The organism is Ralstonia soli, assembly GCF_023955655.1.
Lineage (GTDB): Bacteria > Pseudomonadota > Gammaproteobacteria > Burkholderiales > Burkholderiaceae > Ralstonia > Ralstonia soli.
Genome location: NZ_JAMXHT010000003.1, coordinates 331,645 through 349,673, shown reverse-complemented (window position 1 = coordinate 349,673; position 18,029 = coordinate 331,645). Strand labels below are relative to the sequence as shown.

Annotated in this window: 13 protein-coding genes; 4 read left to right on the top strand and 9 right to left on the bottom strand. The window is 66.1% G+C overall.

All coding sequences use genetic code 11. From position 1 onward, the window contains the following. Positions 1-260: 260 nt before the first annotated feature. The gene (locus tag NG900_RS08625; RefSeq protein WP_252679254.1) at positions 261-1,643 is read left to right on the top strand and encodes an amino acid permease; all 1,383 of its coding nucleotides are present in this window, start codon (positions 261-263) and stop codon (positions 1,641-1,643) included. A 112-nt stretch (positions 1,644-1,755) separates the two neighbouring features. After that, complete coding sequence (locus NG900_RS08620) at positions 1,756-3,075, top strand: MFS transporter (protein WP_252679251.1); 1,320 nt, start codon at positions 1,756-1,758, stop codon at positions 3,073-3,075. A gap of 3 nt (positions 3,076-3,078) precedes the next feature. On the opposite strand, the gene NG900_RS08615 is transcribed toward NG900_RS08620, so the two are convergent. Both NG900_RS08615 and NG900_RS08610 read right to left on the bottom strand, forming a co-directional pair. After that, positions 3,079-4,911 (bottom strand): ABC transporter ATP-binding protein, encoded by a 1,833-nt coding sequence (locus NG900_RS08615; RefSeq protein WP_252679248.1) that lies wholly within the window; start codon positions 4,909-4,911, stop codon positions 3,079-3,081. Positions 4,912-5,631: 720 nt separating this feature from the next. Next, a complete protein-coding gene (locus NG900_RS08610) occupies positions 5,632-7,308 on the bottom strand; it encodes an L-lactate permease (RefSeq protein WP_252679245.1) in 1,677 nt (558 codons plus the stop codon). 272 nt (positions 7,309-7,580) lie between these two features. Between NG900_RS08610 and NG900_RS08605 the strand changes: the two genes are divergently transcribed. Continuing rightward, positions 7,581-9,947 (top strand): patatin-like phospholipase family protein, encoded by a 2,367-nt coding sequence (locus NG900_RS08605; protein WP_252679243.1) that lies wholly within the window; start codon positions 7,581-7,583, stop codon positions 9,945-9,947. A 42-nt stretch (positions 9,948-9,989) separates the two neighbouring features. Here NG900_RS08605 and NG900_RS08600 read toward each other — a convergent pair whose 3' ends face one another. From NG900_RS08600 to NG900_RS08570, 7 genes are all read right to left on the bottom strand, one after another. Beyond that, entirely contained in the window at positions 9,990-10,811 is an 822-nt protein-coding gene (locus NG900_RS08600) for an alpha/beta hydrolase (protein WP_252679241.1), read from the bottom strand. Further along, a complete protein-coding gene (locus NG900_RS08595) occupies positions 10,808-12,094 on the bottom strand; it encodes an MASE1 domain-containing protein (protein WP_252679239.1) in 1,287 nt (428 codons plus the stop codon). The genes NG900_RS08600 and NG900_RS08595 overlap by 4 nt, the downstream gene beginning before the upstream one ends. Before the next feature lie 91 nt (positions 12,095-12,185). Further along, complete coding sequence (locus tag NG900_RS08590) at positions 12,186-12,827, bottom strand: glutathione S-transferase family protein (RefSeq protein ID WP_252679238.1); 642 nt, start codon at positions 12,825-12,827, stop codon at positions 12,186-12,188. A 46-nt stretch (positions 12,828-12,873) separates the two neighbouring features. Then, positions 12,874-14,064: an aminotransferase-like domain-containing protein gene (locus tag NG900_RS08585; protein ID WP_252679237.1), complete on the bottom strand. Its 1,191-nt coding sequence runs from the start codon at positions 14,062-14,064 to the stop codon at positions 12,874-12,876. 121 nt (positions 14,065-14,185) lie between these two features. After that, entirely contained in the window at positions 14,186-14,656 is a 471-nt protein-coding gene (locus tag NG900_RS08580; protein ID WP_252679235.1) for a RidA family protein, read from the bottom strand. A 41-nt stretch (positions 14,657-14,697) separates the two neighbouring features. After that, entirely contained in the window at positions 14,698-15,639 is a 942-nt protein-coding gene (locus NG900_RS08575) for a DMT family transporter (protein WP_252679233.1), read from the bottom strand. A 13-nt stretch (positions 15,640-15,652) separates the two neighbouring features. Next, positions 15,653-16,372 (bottom strand): alanyl-tRNA editing protein, encoded by a 720-nt coding sequence (locus tag NG900_RS08570; RefSeq protein WP_252679231.1) that lies wholly within the window; start codon positions 16,370-16,372, stop codon positions 15,653-15,655. Positions 16,373-16,503: 131 nt separating this feature from the next. On the opposite strand from NG900_RS08570, the gene NG900_RS08565 reads away from it, so the two are divergent. Beyond that, positions 16,504-17,979 (top strand): aminotransferase-like domain-containing protein, encoded by a 1,476-nt coding sequence (locus NG900_RS08565; RefSeq protein WP_420804131.1) that lies wholly within the window; start codon positions 16,504-16,506, stop codon positions 17,977-17,979. Positions 17,980-18,029 lie beyond the last annotated feature (50 nt).

Here is an 18,029-nt window from a genome sequence, read left to right as displayed (position 1 = left end):
GCTTCGCATTTCCCAAAACCTGGGGAATTCCCTAATTCTTGTAAACTTGTATATACAAGAATATCCGCACTCTCGATATGTTGTATGTACCGTGATTGCCATGCATCGGCTGACGTTTTCATCGCGTCACCGGGAAAGCGCCGACCACCGTGCTACGGCAGATCGGGCCTCGCGCCGCACCGGTGCGGAAGCGGACGCAGATCCGCACGCCGTGACCACGGCTCCGGGGAGTTCTCGCCCCATCCAGTCCAGGAGACAGATTGAAACACCTCCAACGCAACCTCCGCGCGCGGCACATCCGCTTTCTCGCGCTCGGCTCTGCCATCGGCACGGGCCTTTTCTACGGCTCCGCATCGGCCATCCAGCTCGCCGGGCCGGCCGTGATCCTGGCGTACATCATCGGCGGCGCGGCCGTCTACATGGTCATGCGCGCGCTGGGCGAAATGGCGGTGCGCCAGCCCGTCTCCGGCTCGTTCGGGCGCTATGCGCGCGACAACCTCGGGCCGCTCGCCGGCTTCCTCACCGGGTGGACGTACATCCTGGAAATGGTGATCGTCTGCCTGGCCGACGTGACCGCCTTCGGCATCTACATGGGCTTCTGGTTTCCCGATGTGCCGCAGTGGATCTGGGTGCTCGGCATCGTCATGCTGATCTGCGCGCTGAACCTGTGCAACGTCAAGGTGTTCGGCGAGATGGAGTTCTGGCTCGCGCTGGTCAAGATCGTGGCGATCGGCGCGATGATCGTCGGCGGCATCGCGATCCTGTTCCTCGGCGTGCAGATGAACGGCGAGCACGCGCCCGGCCTGAGCAACCTGTGGACGCACGGCGGCTTCCTGCCGCATGGTGTCGGCGGTCTCGTCGCCGCGCTGGCGGTGGTGATGTTTGCCTACGGCGGTGTGGAGATCATCGGCATCACCGGCGGTGAAGCGCAGAACCCCGACAAGGTCATCCCCAAGGCGATCAACGCTGTGCCCGCGCGCATTCTGCTGTTCTACGTGCTGACGATGTGCGTGCTGATGGCGATCTTCCCGTGGACGGGCATCGACGGCCAGGGCAGCCCGTTCGTGCAGATCTTCTCGGGCCTGGGCATCAAGTCTGCGGCGGCGATCCTCAACGTGATCGTCATCTCGGCGGCCATCTCGGCCATCAACAGCAACATCTTCGGCGCGGGCCGCATGATGTATGGCATGGCCGAGCAGGGCCAGGCGCCGCGCATCTTTGCCGCCACGTCGCGCCACGGCGTGCCCTGGGTGACGGTGCTCACCATGGCCGGCGCGCTGCTGGGTGGGGTGGTGCTGAACTACCTGATTCCGGAGAACGTGTTCCTGATCATCGCGTCCATTGCCACCTTCGCGACCGTGTGGGTGTGGCTGATGATCCTGCTCTCGCAGGTGGCCATGCGCCGCCGGCTGTCGGCCGAGGAAGTGCGCGCGCTCAAGTTCAAGGTGCCGCTGTGGCCGGTGGGTCCGGCGCTTGCCATCGCCTTCATGCTGTTCGTGATCGGCGTGCTGGGCTATGTGGAAGACACCCGCGTGGCGTTGTACGTCGGTGCCGGCTGGGTGGTGCTGATGTCGGCGGCGTGGTATCTCCGCGTCAAGCCGGACGCAGCGGGCACCCTGGCAGAAGAAGCACGCGGCGCCTGAGTTCAGCCGATTGAACCCGACCTAAAAGAGCGTCACGACGGCTCTCCCTCCGGCATGCGGAAAGAGGAGAGTCGCTCCACGTCGCCGGACAGCCATTCCCCAAGGAGACCCCATGTCAAACCATGTCACCGCCCCGGCGTACGACCGCGCCACTGGCGCGCAGTCGACCGCTTCCGAGCGCCCGTTGTCGCGCACGCGCGCGATTGTCGCCATCACCATCGGCAACGGCCTCGAGTTCTACGACTTCGTGGTCTACAGCTTCTTCGCCACGCTGATCGGCCGGCTGTACTCCCCCGTCGGCAACGCCACGGGCCAGTTGCTGATGTCGTTCGCCACGTTTGGCGTGGGCTTTCTGATGCGGCCGCTCGGCGGCTTGCTGATCGGCATGTACGCCGACCGCGCGGGCCGCAAGCCGGCCGTGACGCTCACGCTGTGGCTGATGGGCCTGTCGTCCCTGATCTTCGTGGTGACGCCCACGTATGCGCAGATTGGCATCCTCGCGCCGGTGCTCGTCGTGCTCGCGCGCCTCGTGCAGGGTTTCGCGATCGGCGGTGAGATGGGCGCCTCGACCGCGCTGCTGCTCGAATACGCCGACGATCGGTCGCGCGGCTTCTACACGAGCTGGCAGCCGTTCAGCCAGGGGCTCGCGGCGCTGTTCGGCGCGCTGGTGGGCCTGCTGCTGAGCAACGTACTGGCGCCGGCGTCGCTGGAGGCGTGGGGCTGGCGGCTCGCGTTCCTGATCGGCATTCTCGTGATCCCGGTCGGCCTCATCATCCGCCGCCGCCTGGAGGAAACTGCCGCACCGCCGAGCACGCGTGAAGCCGATGCAACGCTGCCGCTGCTGCGCGAACACCGCCGCGCGCTGGTGGCGAGCATCCTGCTGATGATCGGCGTGGCTTCGTCGACGTACATCATCGTCTACTACCTCAGCAACTACGCGGTGAGCGTGCTGCACATGCCGCTGTCGCTGGGCATCTGGGCGGCGTGCATCGCGGCACTCGTGCAGGTGCTGCTGTCGCCGTTCGCGGGCTGGCTCGCAGACCAGGTCGGGCGCCGCAAGGTGGTGCTGTGGTCGCGCGTCGCGCTGCTGGTGATGATCTATCCGGCTTTCGCGCTCATCAATGCAGAGCCGTCGCTTGCGCGGCTGCTGATCGTGGTCGGCTGCCTGTCGGTGCCGATGTCGATGACCTCGCCCGCCTCGATGGTGCTCGTGAGCGAGGTGCTGCCGCAGCGCCTGCGCGCCACCGGGCTGTCGATCGCCTACTGCGTGGCCATCGCCATCTTCGGCGGCTTTGCGCAGTTCTTCTCGACAGAGCTGATCCACCTCACCGGCAACGCCAATGCGCCCGCGCTGTACGTGATCGGGTGCGGGCTGGTGTCGCTGATCGGCCTGGCGATGGTGCCCGAAACGCTGGGGCGCCGTCTGTCGTAACGCTCAGTCCACGCCCACAAAGCCGCCGGTCTGGTGCGCCCACAGGCGGGCATACAGCCCGCCATGTTCCAGCAGTTCGGCATGCGTGCCGCTCTCCACGATGCGGCCGCCGTCGAGCACCACCAGCCGGTCCATGCGCGCGATGGTCGAGAGCCGGTGCGCAATCGCAATCACCGTCTTGCCCTGCATCAGCGTTTCCAGGCTCTCCTGGATGGCGGCTTCGACTTCGGAGTCCAGTGCAGACGTCGCCTCGTCCAGGATCAGGATCGGCGCATCCTTGAGCAGCACGCGCGCGATGGCAATGCGCTGGCGCTGCCCGCCCGAGAGCTTCACGCCGCGCTCGCCCACCAGCGCATCGAAGCCGCGCCGGCCTTGCGCGTCAGACAAGTGCGGGATGAACTCGCTGGCACGCGCGCGGCGCACGGCTTCCATGAGTTCCGCCTCGGTGCTCTCCGGTTTGCCGTAGCGCAGGTTCTCCCGAATCGAGCGGTGCAAGAGCGACGTGTCCTGCGTGACCATGCCGATCTGCTCGCGCAGGCTTTCCTGCGTCACCGCCGCGATGTCCTGGCCATCCACCAGAATGCGGCCGCGCTCCACGTCGTACAGGCGCAGCAGCAGATTGACCAGCGTCGACTTGCCCGCGCCTGACGGGCCCACCAGACCAATGCGTTCACCCGGCTGCACCACGAGGTCCAGCCCTTCGATCACGCCGCCGCCCTTGCCGTAGTGAAAGCCCACGTGCTCGAAGCGCACCTCACCCCGCGTAACGTGCAGCGGCTTGGCGTCGGGGCGGTCCGTTACGGTGCGCGGCAGGGCGATGGTCTGCATGCCGTCCTGCACCTGGCCGACGTTCTCGAAGATGCCGTTGACCACCCACATGATCCAGCCCGACATGTTGTTGATGCGGATCACCAGCCCCGTGGTCAGCGCGATGGTGCCGGCGCTCACGCGGCCCTGGCTCCATAGCCACAGCGCCAGGGCCGTCGTGCCCGCAATCAGCAGCCCGTTCATGGCGGTGATGGTGAAATCCATGCCGCTGATCATGCGGCCCGAGAGGCGCGTCTTGTCGGTCTGCTCGGCCATCGCATCGCGCGCATACGCCTCTTCATGCTGCGTGTGCGCGAACAGCTTGAGCGTGGTGATGTTGGTATAGCCATCAACAATGCGGCCCATCAGCTTGGAGCGCGACTCCGTGGCGATGACTGAACGCGCCTTTACGCGCGGCACGAAATAGCTCAGCGCGGCGATGTAGCAGCCGATCCACGCCAGCAGCGGCACCATCAGCCACCAGTCGGCCTTGGCGAACAGCACCAGCGCGCTGATCGAATAGATCACCACGTGCCAGAGCGCATCCACCGACTGCACGGCGGAGTCGCGCAGTGAAAAACCGGTCTGCATGATGCGCTGGGCAATGCGGCCGGCAAAGTCGTTCTGGAAGAACGTCAGGCTTTGCTTGAGCACGTAGCGGTGGTTCTGCCAGCGGATCAGGTTCGACAGGTTCGGGTTGATGACCTGGTGCACCAGCACATCGTGCAGGCCGAAGATCACCGGCCGCGCGATCAACGCGACAAAAGCCATCCACAGCAGTTCGTTGCGGTGGCGTGCAAAGAACACATCCCCGGGTGTCGCCTGGATCATGTCGACGATGCGGCCGAGGAAGTCGAACAGCGCCACCTCGATTAGCGCGCCCAGCAGCCCCACGAGCAGCAGAAACGCGAAGACGCCACGGACCTCGCGCAGGAAGTGGGCATAGAAACGCCACACGTCGCCCGGCGGCTGGTTGTCGGGCAGGGGGCGGAACGGATCAATGAGCTTTTCCAGGCGGCGCAGCAGCATGTCGGATCGGGGGGAAGGAGACCGACGCCCCAGGGCGGGGCGTGCGCGTAAGAGAGCGGCCCATGATACGCGCGGGAAAGAACCCTTGCCTGAGCCTGGGCATTCGGAGCGAAGAGCTCGGCACGCGGCTGTTTTTGCTCGACGCTTGGAGCTCAGAGCTCGGCGCGTGGGTGATTTTGCTCGACGTGCGGAGCTCAGAGCCCGGTGCGTGGGTGATTTTGCTCGACGTGCGGGGCTCAGAACCCGGCGTTTGGGTGTTTTTGCTCGGCGTTTCGAGCACGGCGTCCGGCGCGTGCGTGTTTTTTGTCCGTGATCGGAGCTCAGAGCTCGGCGTACGCGAGTGTTTTTGCTCGGCGTTCGGGTCTCAGAGCTCGGCGCGTGAGTGATTTTGCTCGGCGCTCGGGTTTCAGAGCTCGGCGCGCGAGTGATTTTGCTCGGCGCTCGGGTCTCAGGGCTCGGCGCGTGAGTGTTTTTGATCGGCGTTCGGGTCTCAGAGCTCGGCGCGCGAGTGTTTTTGCTCGGTGTTCGGGTTTCAGAGCTCAGCGCGTGAGTGATTTTGCTCGGCGATCGGGTCTCAGTGCTCGGCGTGCGAGTGATTTTGCTCAGTGCTCGGAGTGCAGAGCTCGGCGTGTGCGAAGTCCGTTGGGGGCCGGTTGCGGCAGGGCGGCATGAAAAAAGCCGCTCGGTTGAGCGGCTCCTTGTGCAGACAGTGCGGCGATCTCAATGCACGACCATGCGCGTGAACGGCTCCACGTAGGCCTGCAGGGTAATCATCAACCCCACCAGGAAGGCCAGCGCGATCGAGTGGAAGAACACGTAGCGCAGGATGTCGCCCTCGTGGCCGTACCACTTGGTGGCGGTGGAGGCCACCACGATGGACTGCGCGTCGATCATCTTGCCCATCACGCCGCCCGCGCTGTTGGCCGCCGACATGAGGATCGGCGACAGGCCGAGCTGCTCGGCCGTGGTCTTCTGCAGGCCGCCGAACAGCACGTTCGATGCCGTGTCCGACCCGGTGAGCGCCACGCCCAGCCAGCCCAGCATCGTGCCGAACAGCGGGTACAGCACGCCGGTGTGGGCGAACGCGAGGCCCAGCGTGGCATCGAGCCCCGAGTAGCGGGTCAGGTAGCCGATGCCGAACATCGCGCAGATGGTCAGCAGCGAATAGCGCGTGAGCTTGATGGTGTTCCAGTACTCCTTCACCATGCGCGGCACCGAGTAGCCCATCAGCAGGCCGCCCACGATGGCCGACACCAGGATGCCCGTGCCCGCCATCGACAGCACGTTGAAGAGGAATACGGCGCCTTCCTTCGTTTCCTTGGCGACCACCGGCGGGCCCTTGACGACCATTTTGTCCAGGCCCGGGATCGGGAACTTGAACTGCCAGATGCCATCAACCATGGCCTTGAACTGCGGCACACCCCAGATGAACACGAAGATGGTCAGGATCACCCACGGCAGCCAGGCCTGCATGCGGCTGATCTTGCCGTCGGTGGCGGTGGTGGCATCGCGCGCTTCGGCGGCGGCTTCGGGGTCGACGCGGGAGTTGTCTTCACGGTTGCGCAGGGCGGTCGACGTCCAGATGGTCTTGGGCTTCCACACCTTCAGGAACAGCGTGAGCGTGCCCATCGACACCAGCGCGGCAATCACGTCCACCAGCCACGGGCCGTGGAAGTTCGACACCAGGAACTGCGGAATGGCGAACGACACGCCGGCCACCAGGATCGCCGGCCAGATCTGCAGCATGCCGCGGAAGCCGGCAAACGCCCAGATCAGCCAGAACGGCACGAGCACCGAGAAGAACGGCAACTGGCGACCGACCATGGCCGAGAGCTGCAGCAAGTCCAGCCCCGTCACCGAAGCCAGCCCGATGAGCGGCGCACCCAGCGCACCGTAGGCCACCGGCGCGGTGTTGGCGATCAGCGCCAGGCCCGAGGCCGCCAGCGGCGAGAAGCCCAGGCCGATCAGGATGGCGCCCGTCACGGCCACCGGCGTGCCGAAGCCCGCTGCGCCTTCGAAGAACGCGCCAAAGCTGAACGCCACCAGCAGCAGCTGCAGGCGGCGGTCTTCAGTGATGCCCGAGATGGAGCTCTGCAAGACCTTGAACGAGCCGTTCAAGGTGGTGAGCCGGTGCAGGAAGATGATGTTGAGAACGATCCAGCCGATCGGGAACAGGCCGGAGACGATGCCAAGGCCCGCTGCCTTGCCTGCCATGGCGGCCGGCATGCCAAACACGAACGAGGCAATGCCGATCCCGACAATCAGTGCCAGACCCGCAGCCAGGTGGGCCTGCATATGAAAGAAGGCCAGCGAGCACAGCAGCACCGCCACCGGTATCCCGGCCGCGAGGGTCGACCACAGGGCGTTGCCGAGCGGGTCATAGACTTGATTCCACATCTTGATCTCCTCCTGTTTCTGGGCGTTTCAGTTCTTGGCGATACCGAACGTCTTCTGTTGCCCGCGCGACGGGGCAAACGCGGATTGTAGGAACAAGCGTGTCGATGTCCGGGCAATATTCTGTCACTTTCGCCCTGAAAAGTATTCATCGGCCCGCGTGCCCCGCTTGGGCGCCATATGGCGGGGCGTGGGGCAATTGCACCGGGTAAATCCGGGTTGTGGAATGATTGCGCCTGCAACGCCGCCCCTACACTCCATTTCGTTTTCATTCCATGGCTTTCCTGACGGCTTTCTCGCTTCGCCGCCACGGCCCCCGGCTGCCTGCCGCCGTGCTTGCGCTGTTCGTGGCGCTGGCCACGCTACCGTTCATCGCGTACGGCCAGACTGCGGCCGTGTCGACACAGCCGCAGCGTCCGGAATCGACGCGCCCGCGCATCGGCCTCGTGCTCTCGGGCGGTGGGGCGCGGGGCTATGCGCACATCGGTGTGCTCCGGATGCTGGAGCGCATGCGCGTGCCTGTGGACGTGATTGCCGGCACCAGCATGGGCGCCGTGGTGGGCGGGCTGTACGCCAGCGGCCTGCGTGCCGATGAGTTGGAGGCGCGGCTCTCGCAGGTGAACCTGAGCGACATCGCGTTTGACCGCAACGAGCGCGCCAAGCTGCCGCAATCGCTGCGCGAGGATGACTTTCAGTATCCGATCGGCCTGTCCGCCGGTTATGCCGACGGCAACCTGCGGCTGCCCGCGGGCCTGGTGCAGGGCAACCGCCTGCTGGCGCTGCTCAAGAACTGGACGGCGCAGTGGCCCGACAACATCAGCTTTGCAAGCCTGCCCATCCCCTTCAAGGCCATGGCGACCGACCTTGCGACGGGCGATGCGGTCGTCCTCGACCATGGCTCGCTGCCGATGGCGATGCGCGCCAGCATGGCGGTGCCGGGCCTGTTCGCGCCCATCGAGGTGGAAGGGCGCACGCTGGTGGACGGCGGCCTGGTGAGCAACCTGCCCGTGCAGCTCGCGCGCGACATGGGGGCCGACGTCATCGTTGCAGTCAACATCGGGACGGATCTGCAGCGGCCGGCTGACCTCGCTTCGCCGGCGGCGGTGACGCAGCAGATGATCACCATCCTGGTGGGCCAGAACGTGCGCGCGCAGAAGGCACTGTTGCGGGGGCAGGACGTGCTGATCGAGCCGCAGCTCTCCGAGCTTTCATTTACCGATTTCGCCAAGGGCCCGCAGGGCGTCCTGCAGGGCGAGAAGGCGGCGGAGGGCGCCATGGCCAAGCTGGCGGCGCTGTCGCTGTCGCCGCAGGCCTATGCGACCTATCGCGCTGCGCACACGCCGCACGGCGTGCTGGCCGAAGGCGCGCGCATCGACGTCATCGACGTGACCACCAGCGGCCGGGTGCCCGTTGCGCGTGTGCGCCAGATGCTCAACGTGCACGAGGGCGACACCTACAACGCCGAGGCGCTCAACCGCGACCTTTCGGCGTTGTCCACCACGGGCGACTTCGAGAGCGTGACGCAGCGGCTGGTGGATGAGAACGGCGTGCATGTGCTCAAGATCGACGCGCACGAGAAGTCCTGGGGCAACCAGTTCTTCCTGTTCGGGATGGGCATGTCGACCAACTTCGATGGGCGCGGCGCGTTCAACGTCAACCTTGGCCATCGGTATCCGTGGCTCACCCAGAATGGGCTGGAGTGGCGCAATGACATCGTGCTGGGCAGCAACCGGGCGAGCCTGCACACCGAACTGCGGCAGCCGCTGTGGCAGGCGCAGGGCTTTTACGTTGCGCCATATGCGGAGTATTCGCGGCGGCGCTCGGATTTCTATACCGATGATCAGGCGCCCACCCGGGATTCCAAGCCGTTCAACAACCTGACCATTGAGACCGCGCGCAGCGGGGTTGACCTGGGCATCCCACTGGGCCGCAAGGGCGAGCTGCGTCTGGGCGCGAACTACGTGACCAAGAAGGCGACGTTCAACTATCTGGTGCTGGAGACCGACGCATCCGGTAACCCGGTGAACGTGACCAGCCTGCCCGATCTGCGCGTCAGTCAGCCTGCCTTCCGCGCGCAGCTGACGCTGGACCAGCTCGACGATCCGCTGTTCCCGCGCAGCGGCTATTACCTGTTCAGCAGCGTGGAAGCCGGTTTCGGCTCGCAGGAGAAAAAGTACAACACCGCGCAGGCCAAGGGGTTGTGGGCGACGAGCTATGGGCGGCATACGTTCAACGTCGCCCTGGAGGGTGCGGGGCAGTTTGGTGCCAACAGCCCGACGCGGGAGAACGGCGGCAACAGCGGCAGCGGCGCCAACGAGGGCTTCTTCCTCGGCGGCTTCCAGCATCTGTCGGCCTATGCGCAGGATCAGTTCAACGGCCAGTACCTGTTGTATGGGCGCCTGACGTATCTCTATGACCTGCGCATCGACGATCTGCTCGGCCTGCGTGCGCCGGTTGTTGGCCTGAGCGCGGAGGCGGGCAACGTCTGGCAGTTGCGCAACAACTTCGGCAGCGGCGGTTACCTGAAGAGCGGCAGCGTGTTCGTCGGCGGCAATAGCCCGATCGGGCCGCTGTACTTCGGTTTTGCAGCGGCGCCGCAGGGTGTGTGGAACTTCTATCTGCAGCTCGGCCGCGTATTCTGAGGCGGCATTGCAGGCCATGCGTATGCAGGGCCGGCCGCCCGATCATCCGGTGGTGGCAGCGCGCTTGCGCTTGGCCGTTGCCGGATCGAACCCGAAGAAGCCCAGTACCTCGGCGGCGACCTGCTCTCGGTCGTTGTCCACGCAGATCATGTGGTAGCTGTTTTCCAGTACCACGGTGCGGGCGCGGGGCAGGGTGGCCTGCAATGTCTCGGCGGAGCGCAGGCTGGTCTGTTCATCGTCGCGGGCGTGGATCACCAGTGTTTCGCAACGCGTCTCGGGCATGGCCGCTTTTGCCCAGCGCCGCAGCCGATCCACCTGACGAATGCACGCGAGCGGCACCCACGGATAGTGGAAGCTGTCGCCGCGCGCGAGCTTGGCCTTGATGATCCGCCGCAACAGCGGGTTCTTGATGCCGAACGGCTCGTCCTCTTCCACACGCATGCGCGCAGCCATGCCCGGAATGCGGTACACCGCGTGCCGCAGATCCCGATACCACGGGGTCGACCACCCATCGATATGGATGGGCGTGGCCAGCAGCGCCAGCCGGCCTTGCGCGTGGTCGATGCCGTGCCGGACGCGATGCGCCAGCACCAGTGCCAGCAGCGCGCCCATGCACATGCCCGCGATATGCACCGTGGCGTGCTCGGCGACGAGCTGCCGATACGCCTGCGCCAGCGTTTCAAGCCAAGCCTCTGCCGTCATGCCGACCAGGTCATCCGGGCGTGTGCCGTGGCCGGGCAGGGTCGGGACGTGCGTGATGGCACCGGCGTTGCGCAGCGCTTTCTGCAGCACGCCCAGGTCGTAGGCGGTGCCGCCCAGCCCGTGGATCAGCAGCACCGCAGTGCTGCCTTGCCCGGTGGTCACCGTGCGGACTCGACCGACCAGGTGCCGGCAACCAGCGCCGTGTTGCCGAGGGCGTCCGCCAGCGGGCCGCCCGTATCCACCACTGTGTGCAGCGTGCCGTCGCGCGCGGTGATGCGCAGCCGCTGACGCCGTGCGGGCGCGATGGCGTCATCGTCGAGCGGCGCAGCGCCCAGCCAGCGCGCGCGCAGCGCATCGCGGTCGTCCGGATGCACGAGCTGCAGCACGGTCGAAATTGACGCCATGCTCGCCGCCTCGTGCCCGAAGGCGAGGACCACGTCGCCGCCCCACTCGATGCGGCCGCTGGCCGGGTCGATGGTGTAGACCAGCTGGTTCGATGCCGCCAGCGCGAGTTCCACGCGGTTCTGCCACTGCGCGCTTTGCTCGTGCAGTTGCTCGCGCGTGGTCTTGAGCGCGCTCACCAGCAGCACCAGCAGCGCCGCGATGCCGATGTACAGCTGCGCTTCCAGCAGCGATTGGCCGTAGTGCTGATCCAGCGCGGCGAAGGGGCCATCGCCCTCTGCGGTTTGCGTGAGTGCCACCAGCGTCAGCAGCAGCACCGCCACCGAGCCGCCGCGCCCGCCCCACAGCAGGGCCACCACCACGGCGAAGAACAGCGGCACATACGTCATCGCAAAGCCGATGCCGCCGCCGAATTTGGCCACGCTGTTGCCATCGAAGATCAGGTACGACGCCAGCGCCAGCGCAATGAAGGCGGCCAGACCGAGCAGGAAATCGGTGCGGTCAGTGCCGCCCGAGCGGAATGCGCGAAAGCGCGACCACGCGGCCAGCACAGGCGTGACGATCAGCACGCCCAGAAAGTCCGATGCGGCCCAGATGCGCAGCACATGCCCGAACGCACCGCCCTGCGACCACGCAAACCACGCCGCGCCGAACAGCGCTGCCAACACCGCGCTGAACGCGCCAGCCGCCAGCATCGCGCGCACGAAGTACAACCCTTCGAGCGGCACGCGTGCCAGCCGCACGAGCGCCACGCCCAGCGCCGCGCTGCCTGCCTCGTCGAGCACGAACAGCATCGCGTGGGCCGGGTTGGTGTGTTCGATGGCCGCCAGCGCCAGTTGCGCCACGGCAAACGCCGCGCCCAGCCCCGGCCATTCGCGGTATGGCCGCAGCATGAATGCCGCCATGGTCACGCCCGCCGGCAGCCAGAGATAGCCCGTCATGTCGACCGGCCCGTTCAGCCGGTGCGACACGATGGCGGCAACCAGGTACAGCGCGCCCCACAGGATCGTGGCGACGGTGGTGGAAGGTCGGTTCAATGGCATCCGGGTTTCCCTCGGTGAAAACAAAAAACCGCGCCGGGATGGAGGTCCCGTGCGCGGTTGAGGATGCTACCGCAGTTGTTTTGTCTGGCGCTTACACAACCGGCAGCGCCAACACTTCCTGCGCTGCGCGCCGGTCGCGCAATTCGGCCATCCAGCGCTCAAGGTTCGGGCGGGACGGGCGGTCCATGGGCAAGCCCAGCCAGCGGTGCGTGGCGCAGCCGCAGACGATGTCGGCCATGGTGAAGCGCTGGCCGGCCACGTAGGGCTGCTTGGCCAGCACGGCTTCGAGCACGGCGGTGCTGCGCTCGGCAGCCTGGCGCGAGCGCGCGATGCGTTCGGCGTCGCGCTGGTCTTCGGGCGTGCGCACGAGCTGCAGGAACGCATCGACCATCGACGGGCTGTACGACGTGGTCTGCCAGTCCATCCAGCGGTCGGCATCGGCACGTTCGTGCAGTTCGAGCGGGTAGAGGTTGCCCGGGCCGTAACGCGCAGAGAGATACCGCACGATGGCGTTGGACTCCCACAGCACGAAGCGTGTATCCCCCGAATCATTCAAGCCGTCTTCGATGACGGGGATCATGCCGTTCGGGTTCATCGCCTTGAATTCCGGCGTGTCGACGCCCCCGAAGGCGCCGCCGACGTCGATGCGCTCATGGTCCAGTGATAGCTCGCGCGCGCACCAGACCACTTTCTGCACGTTGACCGAAGAGAGTCTTCCCCAGATCCGCAACATCGACGACGGCTCCTTTCTTGATGGATTGAGTGATGAACGACTTGAGTTAGGCAGCCTTGGGCGTGAGCGCCGCAATTTCCGCGCCCAGCAGTTCGCCCAGCACGGCCACGCCTTGTTCGATGCGCTCCGGCGGCACGGTCACAAAGGCCAGGCGCAGGGTATTGCGGCGCGGCGCATTGGCGTAGAACGGCGCGCCCGGCACGAAGGCCACGTTGCGCGCGACGGCTTTTTCCAGCAGCGCCATCGTGTCGATGCCTTCCGGCACTTCCACCCAGATGAACATGCCGCCTTCCGGGCGGTTCCAGTGCACGCCGGCCGGCATGTGGCGTTTGAGCGAATCGAGCATCGCCTCGCACTGCTTGCCGTACAGGTCTCGGATGGTCGGGATGTGCGTGTCGAGCAGGCCCGTCTTCAGTACCTCATACGCCACGCGCTGCGTGAAGCTGGGCGTGTGCAGGTCGGCAGCCTGTTTGGCCTGCACGAGTTTGAAGTGGATGTGCTCGGGCGCAATGATGTAGCCCAGGCGCATGCCCGGCGCCAGGATCTTCGAGAACGAGCCCATGTAGACCACGCCGTCCGGATTGAGCGAGCGCAGCGAGGGCAGTTGGTCGCCGGTGTAGCTCAGTTCACCATACGGGTCGTCTTCCACCAGCAGCACGCCGAGTTCCTTCGCGCGGGCCACCAGGGCTTGGCGGCGCTCCAGCGGCAGGCGGCGGCCGGTCGGGTTTTGGAAGTTCGGGATGGTGTAGAAGAAGCGCGCACCGGCCGTCAGTTCGGGCGTGAGCGCCTCGGGCAGCAGGCCCTGATCGTCGCTGGGCACCGACGCGTATGCCGGCTCGAACAGCGAGAACGATTGCAACGCACCCAGGTAGCTGGGCGTTTCCACCAGCACTTTGCTTTGCGGGTCGATGAAGATCTTGCCCAGCAGATCCAGCCCCTGCTGCGAGCCCGTCGTGATCAGCACGCGCGAGGCCGTGGTGCCATGGCGCTGGGCGATCCATTCACGCAGGCCGGACAGCCCTTCGGTCGGGCCGTATTGCAAGGCGGCCTGCGGATTGTCTGCAAACATGCGGGCGCACGCCGCCTGAATCGCCTCGACCGGGAAGGTGACCGGGGCGGGCAAGCCACCGGCAAACGAAATCACCTCGGGACGTTCGGTGATCTTGAGGATTTCCCGGATCGCCGAGCTGGTCAGTTTTTGAGCACGGTGGGAGAAGGTGCAGGCGGTGTGGTCCATGGTGTGGTCCTAGTGTTGCGCGGTACCCACCTCGTGAGCGGGCACCACAGGTGGGAAAAACAGCGAGGATAGCAGGCCGGGTCTCGGCTTCAAAAGGCGTGAGGCCCGACCGATGCGACGCTTAAGCGACTTCGGCGATCAGCTCGATTTCGACGCACGCGCCGAACGGGATCTGCGCGACGCCGAAGGCGCTGCGGGCGTGCTTGCCTGCGTCGCCAAACACTTCAGCCAGCAGCTCCGAGGCGCCGTTGGTCACCAGGTGTTGCTCGGTGAACTCCTGCGTGGAGTTGACGAGGCTCATCACCTTGACGATGCGCTTGACGCGGCCCAGATCACCGCCCAGGTGCGTGTTCAGCGTGGCCAGCAGGTCGATGGCGATGGCACGCGCGGCGGCCTTGCCTTCTTCGGTGGTCATGTCGGCGCCCAGCTTGCCGACCCAGGGCTTGCCGTCTTTCTTGGCGATGTGGCCGGACAGGAAGACCTGGTTGCCGGTCTGCGCGGCCATGACGTAGGCGGCAGCCGGGGCGCCGGCGGCGGGCAGTTCGATGCCGAGTTGCTTGAGCTTGGCCTGGGCGTCGTGCGAGGCGGACATGAAGACTCCTTGTGTTGGGTGAACAAATATGGAACACGACGCTATCGGCGTACCGATGTCCGCCGGCCGATGCCGACCACGGCAATCACTGCCAGCGCAAACAGCACGGTGGGCGCATCGAGCGATTCGCCCAGCAGCAGCCAGCCGCCGATCAACGTCATGAAAGGTTGCAGCAATTGTATCTGGCCGACCCGCGCAACACCGCCCGCGGCCAGGCCCGAATACCAGAACAGGAAGCCGATGAACATCGAGAAGGCCGACACATAGCCCAGCCCAACCCAGGCGCGGGCCGATGCATGCGCCAGCGCTTCGGCCTGGTGCGTGGACGGCAACCACGCCAGCGCGCCCACCATCGGCAGCAGCACGGGCAGCGAGATGACCAGCGCCCAGGCAATTGTCTGCGTGCCGCCCAGTTCGCGTGCGAGCCGGCCGCCGGTCGCATACCCCAGGGCGCCGGTCACCATGGCGGCGAACAGCAGCCAATCGGCGCGATGGAGTGCGCCCGCACCTTGCAGCAGCGCAAACGAGACGACGAGCACGCTGCCCGCCACCGCGCACAGCCAGAACCCGTTCGAAGGCCGCTCACGCCCGAACCACGCAGCAAAGATGGCTGTCGTCAACGGCAGGAGGCCGGTGATGATGGCGCCGTGCGCGGCCGGCACATCGCGCATCGCCAGCGATGAAAACAGCGGAAACCCCACCACCACGCCCATCGCCGTGACAGCGAGTTGCCACCATTGGCCGCCACGTGGCCGCTTGGCGGCAGAGAACGCGCCCGTGGCTGCCAGCAGACCCAGCGCCAGCACACTCGCCAGTACAGCCCGCGCCAGTGCGACGAACGTGGGATCCAACTCGGCCACGGCCATGCGCGTGAATGGCAGTGTCTGGCTGAAGATGGCCACGCCGACGAAGCCGAGCAGCAGGCCGCGGCGTTCAGCGTGGTCCGGTGTGTGGTGCAGGGGCAGGGTGGCTGACTTGCTCATGGCGGGCGTCCATTCAGTCCGCAAATGCCACAGCAACGCGGCGGTTCTGGCGGCTCTTCTTTTCGATCTTGGTGACGACCACGCGCCCAATCTCGCCGGTGGCGCGCACGTGGGTGCCGCCGCAGGGCTGGCGGTCGATGCCGTCGATATGGATGATGCGGATGGCCGACGCGCCCGCCGGTGGCGCCGCGCCGACGGTGCGCACGAGTTCAGGCTGCGCGGCCAGTTCTTCCGGCGTGATCAGGTCGATGCGCACCGGCGTGTTGCGGCTGATGAGTTCGTTGAGCTGTGTGGTGAGCGTGTCGCGGTCCAGGGTCGATTCGGGCAGATCGAAATCGACGCGCCCGGAATCCGGCGAGATGCCGCAGCCCGTGACCGGCACAGGAATCAGCGAGCCCAGCAGGTGCAGGCACGTATGCAGCCGCATCAGCCGGTGGCGGCGCTCCCAGTCGATGGCGGCGGTCACCGGCGTGCCGGGCGCGAGCCGGGATAGGTCCGCGTCCTCGGCCGGCACGTGCAGCACGGTCTGGCGATCCGGGCTATAGACGGTGTCGGCAATCGCCACGGCTTGCCCGTCACCCAGGACCAGCGTGCCGGTGTCCCCCGCCTGGCCGCCACTGCGGGCGTAGAACACCGTGGCGTCCAGCTCGATGCCCTCCGGGTGCACGGCGATGACGGTGGCGTCGCAGGTGGTGCGGTAGGCGTCTTCGTCAAAGCGCTTGAGCGTGGGCATGGTGAGGTCTCCGATTGACGGGTTGCAGATTTCTGACCTTGATCCTACCGAAGTGTGTCTGTACAGTACCTGTACACTTTGTCGTGGCGCTTTCTGTACAGTTTTCGGCGCCTTCTTTTGCTCCCCCCGTCATGACCGCTTCCTCCCAAATCGTCAGTCTGGATGCCCGGCGCGCTGCCGCCCGGCCGGCCGCGGAGCAATTGCCCGACCCGATTCCGTCGGCGCAGATGACGCTCGTGGACCAGCTGACGGAGTGGGCGCGCATGCGCATCGACGAGCGCGTCTTCCGCGCCGGCATGCGCATGCCCTCGATCCGGCAACTGGCACAGGAGAAGAGCATTTCGCGCTTCACGGTGGTCGAGGCCTATGAGCGGCTGGTGGCGCAGGGCTATCTGGAATCGCGCCGGGGCTCGGGCTTCTATGTGAAGGAGCGCCACACGCCGCTGCCCGAGGAGCCTGTTGCACCGCTGGCGGTTGGGCGCAAGGTCGATGTGACCTGGCTGCTGCGGAACATGTTTCTGTCGGCCGAGCCGCGCAAGTCGCCAGGAACGGGCTTCTTGCCCAACGGCTGGCTGGATGGCGAGTTGATTGCCAACGCACTGCGCACACTGGGCCGCCAAAACGGCAGCCAGTTTCTGGCGCCCGGCTTGCCGCAAGGCTTTTTGCCGCTGCGCCAGCAATTGCAGACCCGCCTTGCGGAACTGGAGATCGGCGCGCGGCCCGACCAGATCGTCATGACCTCGGGCATCACTTCATCGCTCGACCTGATTGCACGCCAGTACGTGCAGCCCGGCGATACGGTGCTGGTGGCTGACCCGGCGTGGTTCCTGATGTTTGGCCGCTTCGCCGCACAGGGCGCACAGGTGATCGGCGTGCCTTACACCACCGAGGGGCCGGACCTCGTCGCGTTGGAGGGGCTGGTGCAGGTGCGTCGGCCCAAGCTGCTGATCATCAACTCGATCCTGCACAATCCGACGGGCACGTCGCTCTCCGCCGCGAAGGCGTTCCAGCTGTTACGGCTGGCCGAGCAATACGGCTTCCTGATCGTCGAAGACGATATCTACGGGGACCTTGCCCCACCCGGGCACCAAGGCACGCGCCTGGCAAGCCTCGACCAGTTGCGCCGCGTGATCTACCTGAGCAGTTTCTCCAAGACGCTGGCGATCAACTTGCGTGTGGGCTTCATCGCGTGCCATCCGGAGTTGGCCAAGAATTTGACCGACAGCAAGCTGCTGGCGGGGCTGACCACGCCCGAGATCAACGAGCGGGTGCTGTACAAGATCCTCACCGAAGGCCAGTACCGCAAGCACGTCGATCGCGTGCGCAGCCGCTTGGATCGCGCCCGTGACGGCGTGCAGCGCAATCTGGAGCGCATGGGCTTGAAGCTGTTTGCCCAGCAGGGCGCGGGCATGTTCCTCTGGGCCGATACCGGGCAGGACACCAACGCCATCGCCCGTGCCGGCCACGAGCAGGGCTACGTGTTTGCGCCGGGGAGCCTGTTCTCGCCGTCGCAGATGCCCTCCACGTGGATGCGCTTCAACATTGCCACCAGCGCCGATCCGGACATGCTCCGCTTCCTGGCCGAGCAGCTCGATCGCGGGGCTTGAAAACCGGGCCATCCGCCTTATCTAGCTTCACAAATTCATGCGGGCGCACG

Bases quoted from the DNA above. Each gene is read 5' to 3' on its own strand.
- NG900_RS08620 (WP_252679251.1), top strand. From the start codon at position 1,756: ATGTCAAACCATGTCACCGCCCCGGCGTACGACCGCGCCACTGGCGCG.
- NG900_RS08615 (WP_252679248.1), bottom strand. From the start codon at position 4,911: ATGCTGCTGCGCCGCCTGGAAAAGCTCATTGATCCGTTCCGCCCCCTG.
- NG900_RS08610 (WP_252679245.1), bottom strand. From the start codon at position 7,308: ATGTGGAATCAAGTCTATGACCCGCTCGGCAACGCCCTGTGGTCGACC.
- NG900_RS08605 (WP_252679243.1), top strand. From the start codon at position 7,581: ATGGCTTTCCTGACGGCTTTCTCGCTTCGCCGCCACGGCCCCCGGCTG.
- NG900_RS08595 (WP_252679239.1), bottom strand. From the start codon at position 12,094: ATGCCATTGAACCGACCTTCCACCACCGTCGCCACGATCCTGTGGGGC.
- NG900_RS08590 (WP_252679238.1), bottom strand. From the start codon at position 12,827: ATGTTGCGGATCTGGGGAAGACTCTCTTCGGTCAACGTGCAGAAAGTG.
- NG900_RS08585 (WP_252679237.1), bottom strand. From the start codon at position 14,064: ATGGACCACACCGCCTGCACCTTCTCCCACCGTGCTCAAAAACTGACC.
- NG900_RS08580 (WP_252679235.1), bottom strand. From the start codon at position 14,656: ATGTCCGCCTCGCACGACGCCCAGGCCAAGCTCAAGCAACTCGGCATC.
- NG900_RS08575 (WP_252679233.1), bottom strand. From the start codon at position 15,639: ATGAGCAAGTCAGCCACCCTGCCCCTGCACCACACACCGGACCACGCT.
- NG900_RS08570 (WP_252679231.1), bottom strand. From the start codon at position 16,372: ATGCCCACGCTCAAGCGCTTTGACGAAGACGCCTACCGCACCACCTGC.
- NG900_RS08565 (WP_420804131.1), top strand. From the start codon at position 16,504: ATGACCGCTTCCTCCCAAATCGTCAGTCTGGATGCCCGGCGCGCTGCC.